Source organism: Peredibacter starrii (genome assembly GCF_034259205.1).
GTDB classification, from domain to species: Bacteria; Bdellovibrionota; Bacteriovoracia; order Bacteriovoracales; family Bacteriovoracaceae; genus Peredibacter; species Peredibacter starrii.
The window spans coordinates 3,126,463-3,141,238 of sequence record NZ_CP139487.1; the positions used below are offsets into that span (position 1 = coordinate 3,126,463).

Below are 14,776 nucleotides of genomic sequence, written 5' to 3' on the forward strand. Positions count from 1 at the left end.
TTTCCCCATCACGGGGTAAAACAGGAGCAATGCTGTGAGTGAATTGAACCCAAGACAATTTGCCGTTATCACCGGAATTTCAAGCAAACTTGGTATGGAAATGGCACGGCAATTTGCTTCACACGGTTATGATCTTCTCATCACTTCTCCAAGTGACGGCATCGCCAATGCAGAAGATGATCTTCGAACTTACGGCACTCAAGTTATTGGCCTGGAAGTGAAACTAGAAACTTATCGAGGGACCGAAAAACTTTACGAAACAATCAAATCCTTTAACCGCCCTGTTGATGTTCTCGTCATGACTTGCATTGATGGTGTGAGTGGTGAATTTAATGAAACAGCTTTGAAAAGAGAGATCCATCTTATCAATCACAATATCGTTTCCGTCATTCATCTCACTAAGCTCATGTTGAGAGACATGATGGGTGAGGGCCAAGGAAAAATTCTTCTCGCTTCTGCTTTTCCGGCCGCTAACTCCTCACCTCTGGAAACGATCTATGGAGCGAGCATGGCGTTTCTCACGAGTTTCGTTGATTCTATTCAACACCTCGCTCGAACGAATGGAGTCACGGTCACCACTATGATTCCAGTCATCGGAGAGGAAAATCAGTTTGAAAATGATGTCGTTGCTCATGCCCGTGAAGGGTATGAGGCCCTAGTAAGTGGTCGAAGTAAGGTATTTGAAGCGAGCTTGAAAAATAAACTTCAAAATTGGGCCAATCAAATCATTCCAGATAAGATTAAAACTGAGTTTCAACGCCGCGTTAATGAGGCCAATTCCAGACAGTAAAAACTTCACGTTTTCGCATCGAATAAATTAAAAGCGTTTAAAAACTTAAACCTCTGTTTGACTTATCAAACTCCCCTCTGGTACAAGTCATTTCAACAACCAAAAAACTCTTTTGATTTAAGATGTTTCAATTACCTTTTGGCCTAAAAAAATTAGTTCTAAATTTCAACCTTTTGACTTTCGGGGCCAATCAACTTCTCTTGTTTTCTTTGTTCCCGATTTTGGCGATGAAACTTGGCCTTTCAATTTCCATCATTGCCCTCGCCTTTTCTTTTGGAACATTGATCTTCTTATGGGGATCACCTTATTGGTCAAATCGCGCTGATTTAGAAAATCCCCATCGTGTTCTCTTCATCAATGTAACAGGCCTATTTGTATCTCTGGTTTTTGCTTCTCTCATTTTCTTTCTTGAGAAGTCTTTCACCATGACAACGGCACTGATGATTCTTCTTATGGGAAGAATCTCTTACGGCGCTCTTGCTTCTGGAATTCCTGCGATTTCTCAAAGTATTCGTCTTTCGTATGGTCAGGAGATGATGAAGAGCATGTTCTCTCACTCTGCCTACCTAAATGTTGGTCGCACATTAGGACCTTGCCTTCTCCTACTTCCGTTCAGTACTCAGACCATCATTCACGGTCTCACAATTTGGGGAGCTGTTCTTTGGTTTTTGAATCTCATTGTGATGATGAGTGAAAAAGAACCAAGTGAACCAAAAACTTCAAAAAAACGTCCTTCTCCATTCGTAGTTTCAAAAGAACTTATACTTCCAATTGCTCTCACCATGAGCTTTGGTCTCTATACCGGAATGCTACATTCAAGTCTTGGACAAAAGATCAGTTTGGATCTCGCTTTGAATGCCGAAGCGGCAAGCACATTTATGGCAAAACTTCTTTTAAGCGGAACCATCATCATGGCGGTGGTTCAAATCGTCGGCAGTACCCTTTTTAAAAATAACTGGCGAGTTCCGCTTTCTGTGGGAATTCTTGCTATGACTGTTGGTGCTCTTCTTATCTCATTTCTGCCGAGTGAGCTTAGTTACTGGGCCGGTATTGCGGGCATCTCTTTGGGAATTGCATTCCTTCAACCAAGCAACATCACATTTATGGAAAGTCTTGGTCTAGGTGGTGAAACTCGTGGTCAACGCTTGGGACAGCTTGCTTCATTCAATACACTTTCATACGCCCTGGGTGGAATTCTCGCGGCAATTGGTAATCATCAGTTAGTTTCGGTTCTTATTCTGGGGCTTCTCATTGTGAGTGGAGTTAGAATCTTGACTCAAGTCGAGGTCAAAGTATGTTAGCCTCATTACATTCGGCCACATGTTTTTATAATTCTCTCTTCCTCGAATGGAGACAGCAACGCCTCGGAACTTTCCAGGGTCAGAATGCTTTCTTCGTTCTTTTAAATCCAGAACAAGAACTTGTGATTCCTCTTAAGCGTCACTCTCGCTTGGGCCGTCATGAGTATCAAGGAACTTTCTTCATTGGTACCAAGGGCGACTATTCATCGGTTTCTTTCTCTCAGTCAGTTGAGCTAATGCTAAATGTTTTGGCAAAAACTGAAGACGAGATTCAAAACATTAAAAACTTTGTTTCCCGTGTGAAAGACAGTGAAGAGAACATTCGATTCTCACTGAAACTTCGTAAGAGCGATTTTGAATCAATCTTTACTTCATTGCCTGACTTCAAAGACGCTGAACGCGCTTTATTTGTGGGTCATGCTTTTCATCCAGCACCAAAAAATAAAACCGGCTTTAATCAGATTGATGCTAAGTTATTTTCACCTGAATGTGGTGGCCAGTTTCCTCTACGTTGGTTCTGGGTCGCCAATGATATGATCTATCAAAAATCATCTGAGGTGTTTGAAGATCTCGGCTGGTTAAACAAGATGTGGAAGGAAGAATTCCCGCATCGGCCGGCGATTGAAGGTTACCAGGCCTTCCCAATGCATCCTTGGCAAGCTCAGCATATTCTTTCTATGCCGATTATTCAGACCTACATGAAAGAAGGTCGCATGATTGAGATGAATGAAACGGGTCCAGACTGGTATCCAACGACTTCTCTTAGAACGATTTACCGCGAGAACGCGGACTACATGCTGAAGTTTTCACTCAATGTGAAACTCACAAACTCTATGCGCCACCTTCTTGAGCACGAATTACTTCGAGGTCTTCAAGTGCATGAGGTGTTCAACACAACTGAAGGAAAAACGCTTCTAGAGACTCATCCTGGTTTCAATGTGGTGTTTGAGCCTTCGTATTACGCAATCAAAGACGAGAATGGTGCTCCGATCAAGGAGACCTTTGTTGTATGTCGTGAGAATAGTTTTAAATCTGATAAAGTGAAGCATGTGGTTCTAGCGGTGTTAACTCAGGACCATCCAGACTTTAAAGAGAATCTTCTTCAGACTCTGATTAAAAAATATGCTGAAGAAAATAAAACTGATTATGCTCAAGCTTCTGAGAAATGGTTTGAACTGTATTTGAAAAATGCAGTGGCTCCAATGCTTGATGCTCAGAAGAACTTTGGAATCCTTCTTGGGGCCCATCAGCAAAACCTCATTATAGGGATTGAAAACAATCTTCCTGTGAAGGCCACTTTCCGCGATTGTCATGGAACTGGTTACTCTCCTCTTGGATTTGAATTATTCGGAAAATCTGTAAAAAGCATTGATATCGATAATGGGAACATTCTTAATTATGAGATCGCGAACTACTTGTTCACTTACTATCTCATCATTAATTCGACCTTTAATGTCATGACGGCCATTGCTCAAGGAAATGCTGTTTCGGAAGAAAAACTCATTCACCAAATGAGAAGCTTCCTGGAAGCTACCCTGGCAGAGGACCCTAAAGATCCAAGCTGCATTCAGTACTTACTTAATGACAAAGTTTTACAACATAAAGGGAACTTCCTGTGTAGTCTCAGAAACATTAACGAGAACACGGCCAAGAACCCACTGGACATCTATGTCCAAATCCCTAACCCATTCTTAGTAGGAAAATAAATATGAACTCAGAAGTAGTTTACTCACCTCTAGTCTCAACCGATTCATTCAAGGCCATCCTTAATGAAAATGAAATCACGGTACAATCAACTCGTGACCAGAAACTAACCGCCACTTTTACGATTACGGATAATGAACTTTCATTATTTTTCAAAGATTCAAATGCCACAGATCTCAAAGAGTTGACTGACATTGCCCTTGAGCACTTGTTTGGTTTTTATTCACACGTCACTCGCATTCAACTTTTCCAGTTCACTCTGGCAGATAAAGACATTTTCCGTTCTGAGTTTTATCAAAATCCGGCCCTATGGACCTACAAGAAGAAACATACCATTACTCCGGAACGTTGGACGGAAACAAAAGGTCGCGCTCATCCTGTAAGACCTCGCCTTCCTTCTGGAACTCTCTACCGCCGCTACTATCCAGCAGCTGGTAAGACTCTCTCATTCCGTTTAATCACGATGGATGATCTGGATATTTTCCATAATTGGCATAATCAATCGAGAGTTGCCCATTTCTGGGAACTCGCAAAACCAAAAGAAGAGCTTCGTGAATATATTCAGAATGGGTTAAATGATCCTCACCAGTTCCCAATCATTATCGAGTCAGATGGTAGGCCGGTTGGTTACTTCGAATTCTACTGGGTGGCAGAAGATCGTCTAGGTCCTTACTATGAAAGTGAGGCCTTCGATCGTGGCTTCCACTTCCTGATTGGCGAACCAAGTTTCCTTGGCGGCTTTAATACAGATTCGGCCATCAAGTCTGTTCTTCACTTCTTCTATTTGGATGATCCTAGAACTCGTAAGGTCATGGCAGAACCTCGTCACGATAATGCAAAAGTTCTTAAATACGCTCAGGCCTCTATTGGTTGGACGAAACTTAAAGAGTTCGACTTTCCTCACAAAAGGGCCGCTCTTCTTGAAAACCGTCGCGAAGTGTTCTTCGGGAGACATGCTCTGTGATCAAAACCTGGAACACTGTTAATCAGGAGCTGGTAGCAAAATCCATCGGTGAACTTACCTTTGAGGAAGTGCTACGTCCTGAACCAAATGGCACTCACTTCGAATTTACCACGAAGTCTGGAGTGAATTACCGTTTCGAGGGATGGAAGACCGTATGGGAATACCTACGTGTTAAACCATCTACACTTATGAGAAATGGCGAATCGGTTGTAAGTGCTGCCCAGTTCTTTTGTGACATCCAGCCTGAAACTGGAATGAATGATATTACCTTGGGGAATTTCTTCGAGGAAATGCACAATACACTTTATAGCGATACTAAGCTTAAACATAAAAATGCCAATGCCTTGGTGAAAGAACTAGCTCATTGGAGTGGTGAGAAGATTCAAACCATTCTCAATGGCCATCCAAAAATCCTTTTGAACAAGGGTCGTGTTGGATGGAACACTGAAGACCTTGATAGATATTCACCTGAGGCCCATCAACCATTTAAACTTTTCTGGATCGCAGTTAAGAATGAACTTCTTAATGTGAATCTTGCTCCAGGCATGACAGCTGAGAAGATTTTGGAAGAAAGTTTCGACGCTAACGATCTTCAAGCATTCAAGTCCACTCTGATAAGTAAGGCAATTGATTCCAACTTCACGGTTCTGCCGGTTCACCCTTGGCAGTGGAAACGTTATATACAGATCCAGTTCGCGGCCGATATTGCCGCCGGCTCCCTTATCCCGGTTGGTGAATATGGAGATGACTACTGTCCTCAGATTTCCATTCGCACACTTTCAAACGTTTCTCGTCCTGAAAGAATGGATGTGAAGCTGCCCCTCAGTATTCTCAATACTTCATGCATCCGTGGTCTTCCTGCTAAGCATGTTGAAATGGGTCCTTCCCTTTCAGCAAACCTCGAGGCCCTGTGCCATACAGATGAAACGCTGAAAGATATTGTGATCTTGAAAGAAGCGGCCGGTATGACTTTTGTACATCCAGGCTACAAGAAAGTGGAAAAGGCCCCTTACCGCTATCATGAGTTTTTGGGTGCTGTTTACCGCGAAAGTTCGATGAGTAAAATCGCCGCCAATGAAAAGGCGATCCTCACTGCAAGTCTTTTCCATCAAGATGAAAATGGGCATTCCCTTATTGGTGAATATATCCGTGCTTCTGGTCTGAGTTCTGAGCTATGGCTTCGCTCGCTTTTTGAAACTGTTGTGGTTCCTCTATATCATTTACAGCTTAAATATGGTGTCGGTCTGGTTGCTCACGGTCAGAACATTGTGCTGATTCTAAAAGATCACCGCCCTCATCGTATGATCTTAAAAGACTTCCATGGTGACATGAGACTTTTAAATGAACTCCCAGAAGTGAGCCAAAAGTTTTTTAGCGCTCTTCAAAAAGATATTACTAAGCTTCCTCCTCACTATCTCATTCATGATCTTATTACTGGTCACTTTGTGACGGTGTTGAGATTCATATCCGCCGTCATGAAAGAAAGTGAAGACATGGAAGAAGGCCGTTTCTACGGCATTCTTTCAGATGTAATCGAACTTTATAAAAAATCCCATCAGGTCGAAGTCGATTCACAAATTGATTTACTTCAACCGCAGATTAGTCGTGTGCTCTTGAACAAAGTCCGATTCAATATCGGTTACGGCGATTCAGATGCCCGTCCTCTTCCAATCTTGGGTTCACCTCTCAATAACCCTTTAGTTAAACAAGCGAGTCAATTATGAGTCAGCACTATCATTTAATTGGTGTTGGTATCGGTCCATTCCATCTCTCACTAGCTGCCCTATTAGATAAGGTCAAAGATCATGAAGTTAAGTTCTTCGATCAAAAACCACATTTCCAATGGCATCCGGAACTTTTATTCAATGATGCTGATATGCAGACTTCTTATTTAAAAGATCTGGTGACGGCGGTTGATCCTACAAGCCCTCATTCTTTTTTAAATTATCTGGTTCAAAACGGGCTTTTCTATACGTTCATGAACACTAACCGCAAGGTCATCACTCGTTGTGAATTTGAGCTCTATTGCCAATGGGTAAGTAAAAATATTCGTGGTCCACTTGCTTTCAACTCTTCGGTCCAGGACATTGAGTTCGTAGACAATAAATTTGTAGTTACGACAAATGGAGAGACCCACACTTCTACGCACCTCTCGATTGCCACTGGTCTAACTCCAAGAATTCCAGAATTCTCTAAACCTTTTCTGGGCACGAGCGTTTTCCACGCAAAGTCCCCTCTTCTAATGTCTCAAGACTTCACAAATAAGAAAGTTTTGATCATTGGTGGTGGTCAAACTGGTGTGGAAATTTTCCGTAACGGAATTCAGGGCAAATGGGGAAAACCGGCCGAGATTAAACTTTTCTCGCGTCGCCAGAACCTTGAGCCACTAGATGAATCTCCATTTACGAATGAATACTTCAACCCAAAGTATGTTGAGCAGTTCTTTGCCATTGATCATAAAGAGAAGGCCGGCATCGTTCAGAGTCAAAAACTCGCTTCAGATGGAAATACTCCTCAGTATCTTGAGCTTCTTTACAATGATCTTTACCGTTTGAATCACATTGAAAAGAACACTCAGCTTGCGAAGATCCTGCCGAAACGAACACTGATTGGAATTGAGAAAAACGCTGCTGGTGGATATAAAGCAATCTTCGATAACAGCTTCCTTTACGAGAAGGAAAGCTTTGACGCTGATATCATCATTTTAAGCACAGGCTTTGTCTCGACACTCCCTCCTGTCTTAAATAAGATTAAGCATCTTTTGGAGCTTGATACTGAACAACGGTTCAAACTTGACCGCTCTTTCCGTGTGAAATGGAAAGGCCCTGCGGAAAACAAGATTTACGCCCTAAACTTCAGTCGTCACCTTCACGGGATCGCAGAGCCTCAAACCAGTCTTATGGCCTGGAGATCTGCAACTATTATTAACGATCTGATGGATAAAGAGATTTATAAACCACAAGAAGTGGTTCCTACGTTTATCCAGTACGGAAGAGAATGAGTAAGAAGAAGCTCTATAAAGTTCACAAAATTGCAGGTCTTACCCTGGGATTTTTTATTTTCCTCCTCGCCTTAAGTGGTGTCTTCATCACGTTCCGCGCTGAGATCATGCCCATGGTTTATCCAGAGTTCCATGTAACTCCAGGGCTTAAAGAACTTCCGGTAGAGACTCTTCTTTTTAATTCGAAAGAACACTTGGGTGATACCAAGCTCATCACGAATCTTTATACTGCCGAAGACAAGGAATCTGCTTACCTCGTTCTCTTTAAAGATCCTGAGGCCGCACTTCCTGGAATTCTTGCCATCAATCCTTATACCGGAAAAATCACCGGCGAAATGGCGGCCTGGCAAAATGCTTTTGCCGTTATGCTCTTTTTCCACGCGAACTTCTTCTTAGGGAAATTTGGTGGCTACCTGGTTGGACTCTTAGGTGTAGTTCTGATGTTTTTCGTTATCTCCGGAGTTTATATTTGGCTCCCGAAGCACGGAACTTCCGCAAAGCTCAAGCGTTTACTTACTTTTAAGAGTAAAAACCAACCTCAAAACATCCACCATGGGATTGGTTTGGTTTTAGGTCTTCCTATATTTATCAGTGCGATTACTGGATTTCTCACGATCTTTGATCTTCTTTACCCAGTGGGGAAAATGATCAATAAGGATCCGGCATACGTTGAAGAACTGGTGAAACAAGGAACATGTAACTTCCGTCGTGAAGTTCAGGCCCTGAATATTCTTTCAGAAAAACAAAGGGAAAATCTCATTTCGATTCACCTGTGCGGGAAAAAGAACTCGCTAGTGAAAGCGACTTACGGCCTTCACGACCGCCATTTCCTTTTGGGTTATGGACGAATTCTGATTGATGCTGAAACAAATGAAATAGTTCAGACCTTTAATTCAGCGACAGATCCGAAAAGTTGGAACATTAAGCGCCTGATCGTATTCCCGATTCACTCTGGTGAATATTTCGGAACGCCAGGTAGAGTAATCAATCTTATTACTGGTCTGGGTCTTATGGCCGTATTCTGTTCGGGAGTTTGGTTGTCAGTGAAGAGAAGAAGAAAATTGTCCCCAACTCTAGAAGAGTCAGGGACATTAGAAAATTAGATTTGAAGAGTTAGACCAACACCAGCGTAATCGCCGTAGTCAAAACCACTTGTCAGACCAGCTGGCGCAGTACCTGTTGGCTCCTTATGAACTAAGTTGTTACCATCGCCATCTTGTTTCACGTAGTGGACATAAAATTTGTATCTATTTTGATCCAGGTACCAGTTAAGACCAACGTCTACTGTTAAATCACGCCCGGTGTAATCTGAACCTTGTTCACCATAGAATCCACTCACCATAACTGCTGGTTCAAGAACTGTTCCGTTATTTAAGAAAAAGTTATAACCACCACGTAAGTGACCGGTACGAGCACGAGCGTAGTCCTTTTCACCTCTGTTCTTTTTATAAATATAGAAGAACTCTCCATCTATCTGCCAAGCGCCCCAGTTAAAAAGAATATCTCCACCGATTACATCGTTAGCAGAGTATTTAGGCGTTCTATCTTGAGAAGAACCATTAATTGCAACTGTTAGACCTTTACGCTTACCGAAATAGTTAATGTTGTAGCTAAGGCCATACTTATCCATTTCTTTGTCACCAAAGTTCCAGGCAGCACGACCCACGTATACTAAAGAAGCTGAATCTGAACCTTGGGTCTCACCTAATGTTGTCCCACTACCACCAGTTGGAACAACTTCACCTGTTGTAACTTTGTTGAACACACCCACGTTATAGTTGAACCCACCCTCTGACATACCACCTACGTTGATACCAGTTCCACGACCGAAGCCGCGACCGATGACTGCTTGTCTTACGTAGTTTTGAGAAGGAGCTTTTTCAAATGAGTTAACGTTAAAGGCCGCAGTGATACTTTCACGAGAAATTTGCGGACGGAAATAACCAAAAGTAACGTGATACATGTCTGAGTTATCTGCAACCTTCCAACTAAGGATGGAATCCCAAATACCTACAGTTGCGGGACCACCTGATGTTGAACCATTACTTGAAGTTGCGGGAAGAGTCGTAGCACGTGTTGATGCTTGAGAATCATGACCAGCGTTATCGTAGTACATACTGATTTGATAACTTAAATTCTTATAAGGCTTTCCTCTGAATCCAAGTCGAGCTCGACGGAAGAAAAGATTCAAACGAGGATCAGTTTTATCCAAGGCCACATCACCGTCATTTTGGGCGGAGCGATCCATTGAATACACAGCCCACCCTTGTAACTGGGCATATGGTTCAATCTTAAAATCAGGCGTTTTGAGCGCGAAGGGCGCGGGATTTTTATCTTTCTTTTCTGCTGTTTCTACAGTGGTCTGAGCGAAGACTAACGAAGACGATAACAAGGCGATAGCACCAATCGATTTACGCATAACACTCCTGAAAATATATTAATTAGAGTGTCATGGAGAATTTAGGTAGAAACAAGGTTTGCTAAATTTGCCTAGTACGTAGTTTCCGCAGAATTCCCGACTTATTTCTTCGGCTTCTCTTCCTGGGCCTCTCGGATTCCATGATGTGCTTCACCATCTTCTAACTGAATTCTGTTCTCGATGCCGGGTTTGATGTTTTGCTTGGCCTTATGTTCAACCGCTTTTTTAAGCGGCGGAATAATTTCATATTTCATTTTGTTCGTAAAAGTAAAAGGAAAGACGGTCGCAAGGGTCTTGGCCTCTGAATCAGTCAGGAGTAGCTTCACCAGATTCCCACCCTCTTTAGCAGCGGAACCTTTAAAATCAAATCCACCCTCTGGAGTGTCCATTTTGAATTTACTCACAAAAGGTTTCACATAACCTTCAATTTTCCCCATCTGGGATTTTGCCTCTGCATAAAGATCCAACTTACCCTTATGGATATAGGCCTTAACTTTCTCTCTCACTAACGGATTGAGAGTTCGTAGATCAAATTTCTTGAGCTCACTATTCACGTCCCATTGCAAAGGCTCAGTTTTAAGAGTTGCGATTCCTCCGACCTTCAAAGGCGCAGGACCAAATACATCGGCCGTCATCACAAAGTTTGTGACTGGATTTTTATCTGAGGGAGTGAGATTAGACGCAATAACATTGATGTTCGAAATCGTTCTCGTTTCTTTTCCTTTGAAGCTAAGAAGATCCTGGATCGTTATATTAGAATCATTCAGTTTAAAGACTTTAACATTCAACCGAGACTCTTTCTTTTTATCATCTTCGTCCTTGTCCTTGTCCTCTTTCTTTTTTTCCGCCAGGAGTTCTTTAATTCGCGTTTTTTCTTTTTTTGCCGTATCGATAAGTTTTTGAGAAGCGGTTACATTCATGCGATTCACAACAATATCAGTAATGATTTTCCCATCGAAGATATTTTTCCATGGTACATCTGCATTCACGGAACTAATGCTCATAAACTGCTGGCCGTTTGACTTCATCGTTCCTGTTATCCCTTCAATCGTGTATTTACCTTTAATAATGGCCAGATCGATATCATCTATATGAAATGAGAAATTAGGGGATTCTTTTTTTAATCGATTATTGGCCACAGCGACCATCAGTGAAGGTAGGATCATTCTCAAAGCGACCATAAAACCCAGAATCAAAAAAACAATGAAGAACCAGGTGCGCTTATAAAATGGTTTAGGACGATGAAAGAAAAAACGCATTTCAACCTGCCAGTTAATTAGTTTCCCTCCAAGAGTTCCATACTCCTACTAAGAGATCATTTTGCTGACTGAAATGTTTTGAATCTTAAATTTGGATCGCACCAATAACTGAGACAGGTCTCGTACTTTGAATGGCTTCTTCCAGCATGCGACTGGCCAACACATCGACAGATGTCATGGCCCGCTTCCTGATTCCATCAGGCAGATATTTGCCAACACCATTCATAACATTGATGGCAATTTTCTCGCCCAAACGAAATTCTTTTCTCTCCCCCATGAGGAGACTAGGTCGCATAATAACGAGATGATTGAGATTTAAATTTTTCAGTGCTTCTTCCACCTCACCTTTTACTCGGGAGTAAAAGATCTTAGAACGGGCATTGGCGCCTTCCGCTGAAATAACAACGAAGGACTTGGCATCATGGGATTTGGCTATTTTCCCAAATTCTAAAACCGCATTGTAATCTACTGCCCGAAATTTTTCCTGACTCCCGGCCGTTTTAATCGTAGTTCCAAGACAGCAGAAATAAATATCCCCCTTGAGCTCATGGGCCTTGATTGAAAGATCTTTAAAATCAGAACAGATGACTTCTTTCAATTTGCTTGAAGTAATCCGGAGTGACGATCGGGAAACAGAAACCACTTCCTTAATGCGTGAATCATCCAGAAGTTTATGAATGAGGTGAGATCCAACTAAACCAGTGGCACCACAAATAACAGCAATCATAGAAGTTCCTTTTCATTCATCTTACTATTGAACAGGGACTCTTTGAAAGAAAGATTCACGCTTTCCCTCAACCATGAGGTCCACTTTCACATTGAGGACTTTATCGCCTCTAGTATCAATATTTCCAATAAGCGCATCACCACTTTTTCCGAGGTCCTCTACGGGCCAGTCACTCTTTGAAAGAACGGAACTATATTTGGCGCGTGCTCCTTGTACTGGAAGTGGTTCAAGTTTCTTGCCTGTGTCTTGTAAGGGATAAAGTTTTATTTCGTCTGGTGTTACCACCACTTCAAGGTAATGCTCTCTACCTTTAAGAAGTGTGCCTCCATGCTGAGAGGTCAGTTTTTGGGCAGGTGTGGATGTCTCGCTGGCGCAAGCACCAATGATGAGAAACACGATGAACAATGATAGTTTCATAAATACCTCTAGGACTGAGGTTTTCATAAAAAAAGAAAGTCAGCATGACCCAGAGGGAATTATTTGAAAAACTTGGGAATCTCTTTTTGAAGAACCTCAATGACAGACTTTTCCAGACGAGTAAAAAATTGTTTTTTACTATGACGGAGATACACCGGTTTTTTAAGCGATGTAAACCCACGCACGATTTTCAAATTTTTAAGCTCTTTCAAAGTATGACGAGGTTTGATCGCTCGACCTAAACCAAGCTGTACACCCTTTAGAATTCCATTCTCATCGTGCATGAAGCTTCGATGAATCTTCTTAGGGGCATTCGTTTGGTTCTTAAAAAAATCTTCTGTCGTGGTATCGTTAGGATTGGCGTCCAGATAAACATGAGAGCGCCCTTGCAGCGTTGAGCTCTCAATACAAATAAACTCTTCCTCTCCCATGAGAAACTGAACCACATCTTTTCTATCGTTCTCTAAATTTGAAATAATAATGTCTGTCTTCGAATAGTTCAGCATTTCATCCAAAACAGAATTTGGTTTAACACTAAACTCCACCTGGACTTGAGGATGCTCTAAAAGAAACGGCGCCAAGGCCGGCATAACAACTTGTTCAAGAATGGATGAGTTGGAGGCAATTCGGATCAAACCTGAAAGTGAATCGCGGGCCTCTCCTCTAATATCCAGAAGAGCGTCTTGCTCCAGGGCCTTTTTATTTTTCACATACATCAAGAGCTTCTTACCGGCCTCGGTAAGCTCTACTCCCTGTGGAGTGCGATCAAAAAGGGTGAACTCAACTGTTTCTTCAAGAGACTGAAGTCTGCGCGAAAGTGCGGGTTGGGACAAGTGGAGGATTTCTGAAGCTCGAGTGAAGCTTCCCTCCATTGCCACTGTGTAAAAGGCCTCTAATTGAGAGTCATTCAACATGGCTATAATATAAATGCATAGATATATAAAATCAATGCATTATCCTTATATTCGGTTATGGGGCATACTGGGCCCTAAGGAGATTCATATGTTACTACCAGTAGCACTCACCGTATTTTCTTCTGCAATTTACCACTTCATGCTGAAGCAAGCGAGCAACAAATCGCCATTTCTAATCTTATTCTGGTCTTACGGAATTGCGGCCATAGTATGTCTCGCCTTAATATTTTTTAACGAGCAACAACTTAAATTTAGTCTTCCCTTTAAAGACCGTCCTTATCTTCCGTTTATTTTGGCACTCGCTTTAATCGGGATTGAATTAGGTTACCTTGCTTCTTATAAGAGCGGTGGAAAGATCGGACAAGTTTCGATGATGACCCAAATGGTTTCTTTGGTGGTGATGCTGACCTTAGGATTTATTCTTGCGAAAGAGCCGCTGACGTTTAAAAAGGCATTCGGTGCAGTCACCGCTCTTTTTAGTTTCTTTTTACTGTCGAGACCTTGATCACATGAGTGCGCATGAACTGCACAAAAAGACATGACGTAAAGGCCGCAAAACCAAGCGCCCCGCCAAGTCCTACATTGAAAGGTAATACGTAGTTAAAGATAAGCGCGTAAACAAGACTCGCCCAGAATAGTCTCTTTTCGGACATCTTCCCTGTTTCGCTCATACCTACGAAGGTCGCGCCCAGGAAGGCCGATTGAAGCAGAAGCTTGTGTTCAAATTCAAAGGGAACAGTCATTAAATAGAAAGCAAGAGTCAGCATCGTGGAAGTCCTGATCGGACTAAGTTCCTTCTCTTTAATGATCCAACGTGTGAGCTGAGTGCTGATGATCGAGACACTCATAATTAAAATGAGTTTCACCAAGCGCCCTTACTTAAAAAGAAAATAAGACTTGAGATGAAAGAAATGGTCCCAAGCTTTCCACCGATGCCTTTTACATAAGGCATGCTTAATAAATAAAGGGTCACTCCAATTAAAGACAGAACACAAACATGATAATGGTTTTCAAGAACCTGTGGTGAGCACATGCCTGCAAAGGTTCCAGCATAGATCGCGGAATGAAGTCCATTCTTTTCATAGAAGCGAGGAAAATGCAGAAAAGAACCAACGAACCCAGTACTGGCCGATGCCACTACCGCAGAAAATCCAAATTCCTTCTGGAGCATGCAACAGATAAAGCATCCCCCAAAAAAGGCGAAGAATTTCGAGATGAAAAGTTTTTTATCCAATACCTGATTCATTGGGAGCCATTATCCAGCGAATCCGACATTTTAA

At 42.1% G+C, this 14,776-nt stretch carries 15 protein-coding genes; 8 read left to right on the forward strand and 7 right to left on the reverse strand.

The window, feature by feature from the left end:
- The first annotated feature begins 34 nt into the window (after positions 1–34).
- The 7 genes from SOO65_RS15505 (at position 35) to SOO65_RS15535 (ending at position 8,863) form a co-directional block, all read left to right on the forward strand.
- Positions 35–790 carry an SDR family NAD(P)-dependent oxidoreductase gene (locus SOO65_RS15505; protein ID WP_321392212.1) on the forward strand — a complete coding sequence of 252 codons (756 nt, stop codon included), beginning with the start codon at positions 35–37 and terminating at the stop codon, positions 788–790.
- Positions 791–912: 122 nt separating this feature from the next.
- A complete protein-coding gene (locus SOO65_RS15510) occupies positions 913–2,091 on the forward strand; it encodes an MFS transporter (protein ID WP_321392217.1) in 1,179 nt (392 codons plus the stop codon).
- A complete protein-coding gene (locus SOO65_RS15515) occupies positions 2,085–3,797 on the forward strand; it encodes an IucA/IucC family protein (RefSeq protein WP_321392219.1) in 1,713 nt (570 codons plus the stop codon). Before SOO65_RS15510 ends, SOO65_RS15515 begins: the two co-directional genes overlap by 7 nt.
- A 2-nt stretch (positions 3,798–3,799) precedes the next feature.
- On the forward strand, positions 3,800–4,759 hold the full coding sequence (locus SOO65_RS15520) for a GNAT family N-acetyltransferase (protein ID WP_321392222.1): 960 nt from the start codon (positions 3,800–3,802) through the stop codon (positions 4,757–4,759).
- Positions 4,756–6,483 (forward strand): IucA/IucC family protein, encoded by a 1,728-nt coding sequence (locus SOO65_RS15525; RefSeq protein WP_321392225.1) that lies wholly within the window; start codon positions 4,756–4,758, stop codon positions 6,481–6,483. Before SOO65_RS15520 ends, SOO65_RS15525 begins: the two co-directional genes overlap by 4 nt.
- Positions 6,480–7,760, forward strand: coding sequence for a lysine N(6)-hydroxylase/L-ornithine N(5)-oxygenase family protein (locus SOO65_RS15530; protein ID WP_321392228.1), 1,281 nt, complete (start codon positions 6,480–6,482; stop codon positions 7,758–7,760). Before SOO65_RS15525 ends, SOO65_RS15530 begins: the two co-directional genes overlap by 4 nt.
- A complete protein-coding gene (locus SOO65_RS15535; protein ID WP_321392231.1) occupies positions 7,757–8,863 on the forward strand; it encodes a PepSY-associated TM helix domain-containing protein in 1,107 nt (368 codons plus the stop codon). Before SOO65_RS15530 ends, SOO65_RS15535 begins: the two co-directional genes overlap by 4 nt.
- Here SOO65_RS15535 and SOO65_RS15540 read toward each other — a convergent pair.
- The 5 genes from SOO65_RS15540 to SOO65_RS15560 all read right to left on the reverse strand — a co-directional run bounded on the left by SOO65_RS15540 (position 8,860) and on the right by SOO65_RS15560 (position 13,496).
- Entirely contained in the window at positions 8,860–10,179 is a 1,320-nt protein-coding gene (locus SOO65_RS15540; protein ID WP_321392238.1) for a porin, read from the reverse strand. The genes SOO65_RS15535 and SOO65_RS15540 overlap by 4 nt on opposite strands.
- 101 nt (positions 10,180–10,280) lie before the next feature.
- The gene (locus SOO65_RS15545) at positions 10,281–11,438 is read right to left on the reverse strand and encodes a DUF748 domain-containing protein (protein ID WP_321392241.1); all 1,158 of its coding nucleotides are present in this window, start codon (positions 11,436–11,438) and stop codon (positions 10,281–10,283) included.
- Positions 11,439–11,523: 85 nt separating this feature from the next.
- On the reverse strand, positions 11,524–12,165 hold the full coding sequence (locus tag SOO65_RS15550) for an NAD(P)H-binding protein (RefSeq protein ID WP_321392244.1): 642 nt from the start codon (positions 12,163–12,165) through the stop codon (positions 11,524–11,526).
- Positions 12,166–12,189: 24 nt separating this feature from the next.
- Positions 12,190–12,582, reverse strand: coding sequence for a hypothetical protein (locus SOO65_RS15555; protein ID WP_321392247.1), 393 nt, complete (start codon positions 12,580–12,582; stop codon positions 12,190–12,192).
- A 59-nt stretch (positions 12,583–12,641) separates the two neighbouring features.
- Complete coding sequence (locus SOO65_RS15560; protein WP_321392250.1) at positions 12,642–13,496, reverse strand: LysR family transcriptional regulator; 855 nt, start codon at positions 13,494–13,496, stop codon at positions 12,642–12,644.
- An 88-nt stretch (positions 13,497–13,584) separates the two neighbouring features.
- On the opposite strand from SOO65_RS15560, the gene SOO65_RS15565 reads away from it, so the two are divergent.
- A complete protein-coding gene (locus tag SOO65_RS15565; RefSeq protein WP_321392253.1) occupies positions 13,585–14,001 on the forward strand; it encodes an EamA family transporter in 417 nt (138 codons plus the stop codon).
- Here the strand turns inward: SOO65_RS15565 and SOO65_RS15570 are convergent.
- Complete coding sequence (locus tag SOO65_RS15570) at positions 13,973–14,362, reverse strand: hypothetical protein (protein ID WP_321392256.1); 390 nt, start codon at positions 14,360–14,362, stop codon at positions 13,973–13,975. The two genes, SOO65_RS15565 and SOO65_RS15570, sit on opposite strands and share 29 nt — an antisense overlap.
- Positions 14,359–14,742, reverse strand: coding sequence for a hypothetical protein (locus SOO65_RS15575; protein ID WP_321392259.1), 384 nt, complete (start codon positions 14,740–14,742; stop codon positions 14,359–14,361). Before SOO65_RS15575 ends, SOO65_RS15570 begins: the two co-directional genes overlap by 4 nt.
- Positions 14,743–14,776: the final 34 nt, after the last annotated feature.

Bases quoted from the DNA above. Each gene is read 5' to 3' on its own strand.
- SOO65_RS15510 (WP_321392217.1), top strand. From the start codon at position 913: ATGTTTCAATTACCTTTTGGCCTAAAAAAATTAGTTCTAAATTTCAAC.
- SOO65_RS15515 (WP_321392219.1), top strand. From the start codon at position 2,085: ATGTTAGCCTCATTACATTCGGCCACATGTTTTTATAATTCTCTCTTC.
- SOO65_RS15520 (WP_321392222.1), top strand. From the start codon at position 3,800: ATGAACTCAGAAGTAGTTTACTCACCTCTAGTCTCAACCGATTCATTC.
- SOO65_RS15530 (WP_321392228.1), top strand. From the start codon at position 6,480: ATGAGTCAGCACTATCATTTAATTGGTGTTGGTATCGGTCCATTCCAT.
- SOO65_RS15535 (WP_321392231.1), top strand. From the start codon at position 7,757: ATGAGTAAGAAGAAGCTCTATAAAGTTCACAAAATTGCAGGTCTTACC.
- SOO65_RS15540 (WP_321392238.1), bottom strand. From the start codon at position 10,179: ATGCGTAAATCGATTGGTGCTATCGCCTTGTTATCGTCTTCGTTAGTC.
- SOO65_RS15545 (WP_321392241.1), bottom strand. From the start codon at position 11,438: ATGCGTTTTTTCTTTCATCGTCCTAAACCATTTTATAAGCGCACCTGG.
- SOO65_RS15550 (WP_321392244.1), bottom strand. From the start codon at position 12,165: ATGATTGCTGTTATTTGTGGTGCCACTGGTTTAGTTGGATCTCACCTC.
- SOO65_RS15555 (WP_321392247.1), bottom strand. From the start codon at position 12,582: ATGAAACTATCATTGTTCATCGTGTTTCTCATCATTGGTGCTTGCGCC.
- SOO65_RS15560 (WP_321392250.1), bottom strand. From the start codon at position 13,496: ATGTTGAATGACTCTCAATTAGAGGCCTTTTACACAGTGGCAATGGAG.
- SOO65_RS15565 (WP_321392253.1), top strand. From the start codon at position 13,585: ATGTTACTACCAGTAGCACTCACCGTATTTTCTTCTGCAATTTACCAC.
- SOO65_RS15575 (WP_321392259.1), bottom strand. From the start codon at position 14,742: ATGAATCAGGTATTGGATAAAAAACTTTTCATCTCGAAATTCTTCGCC.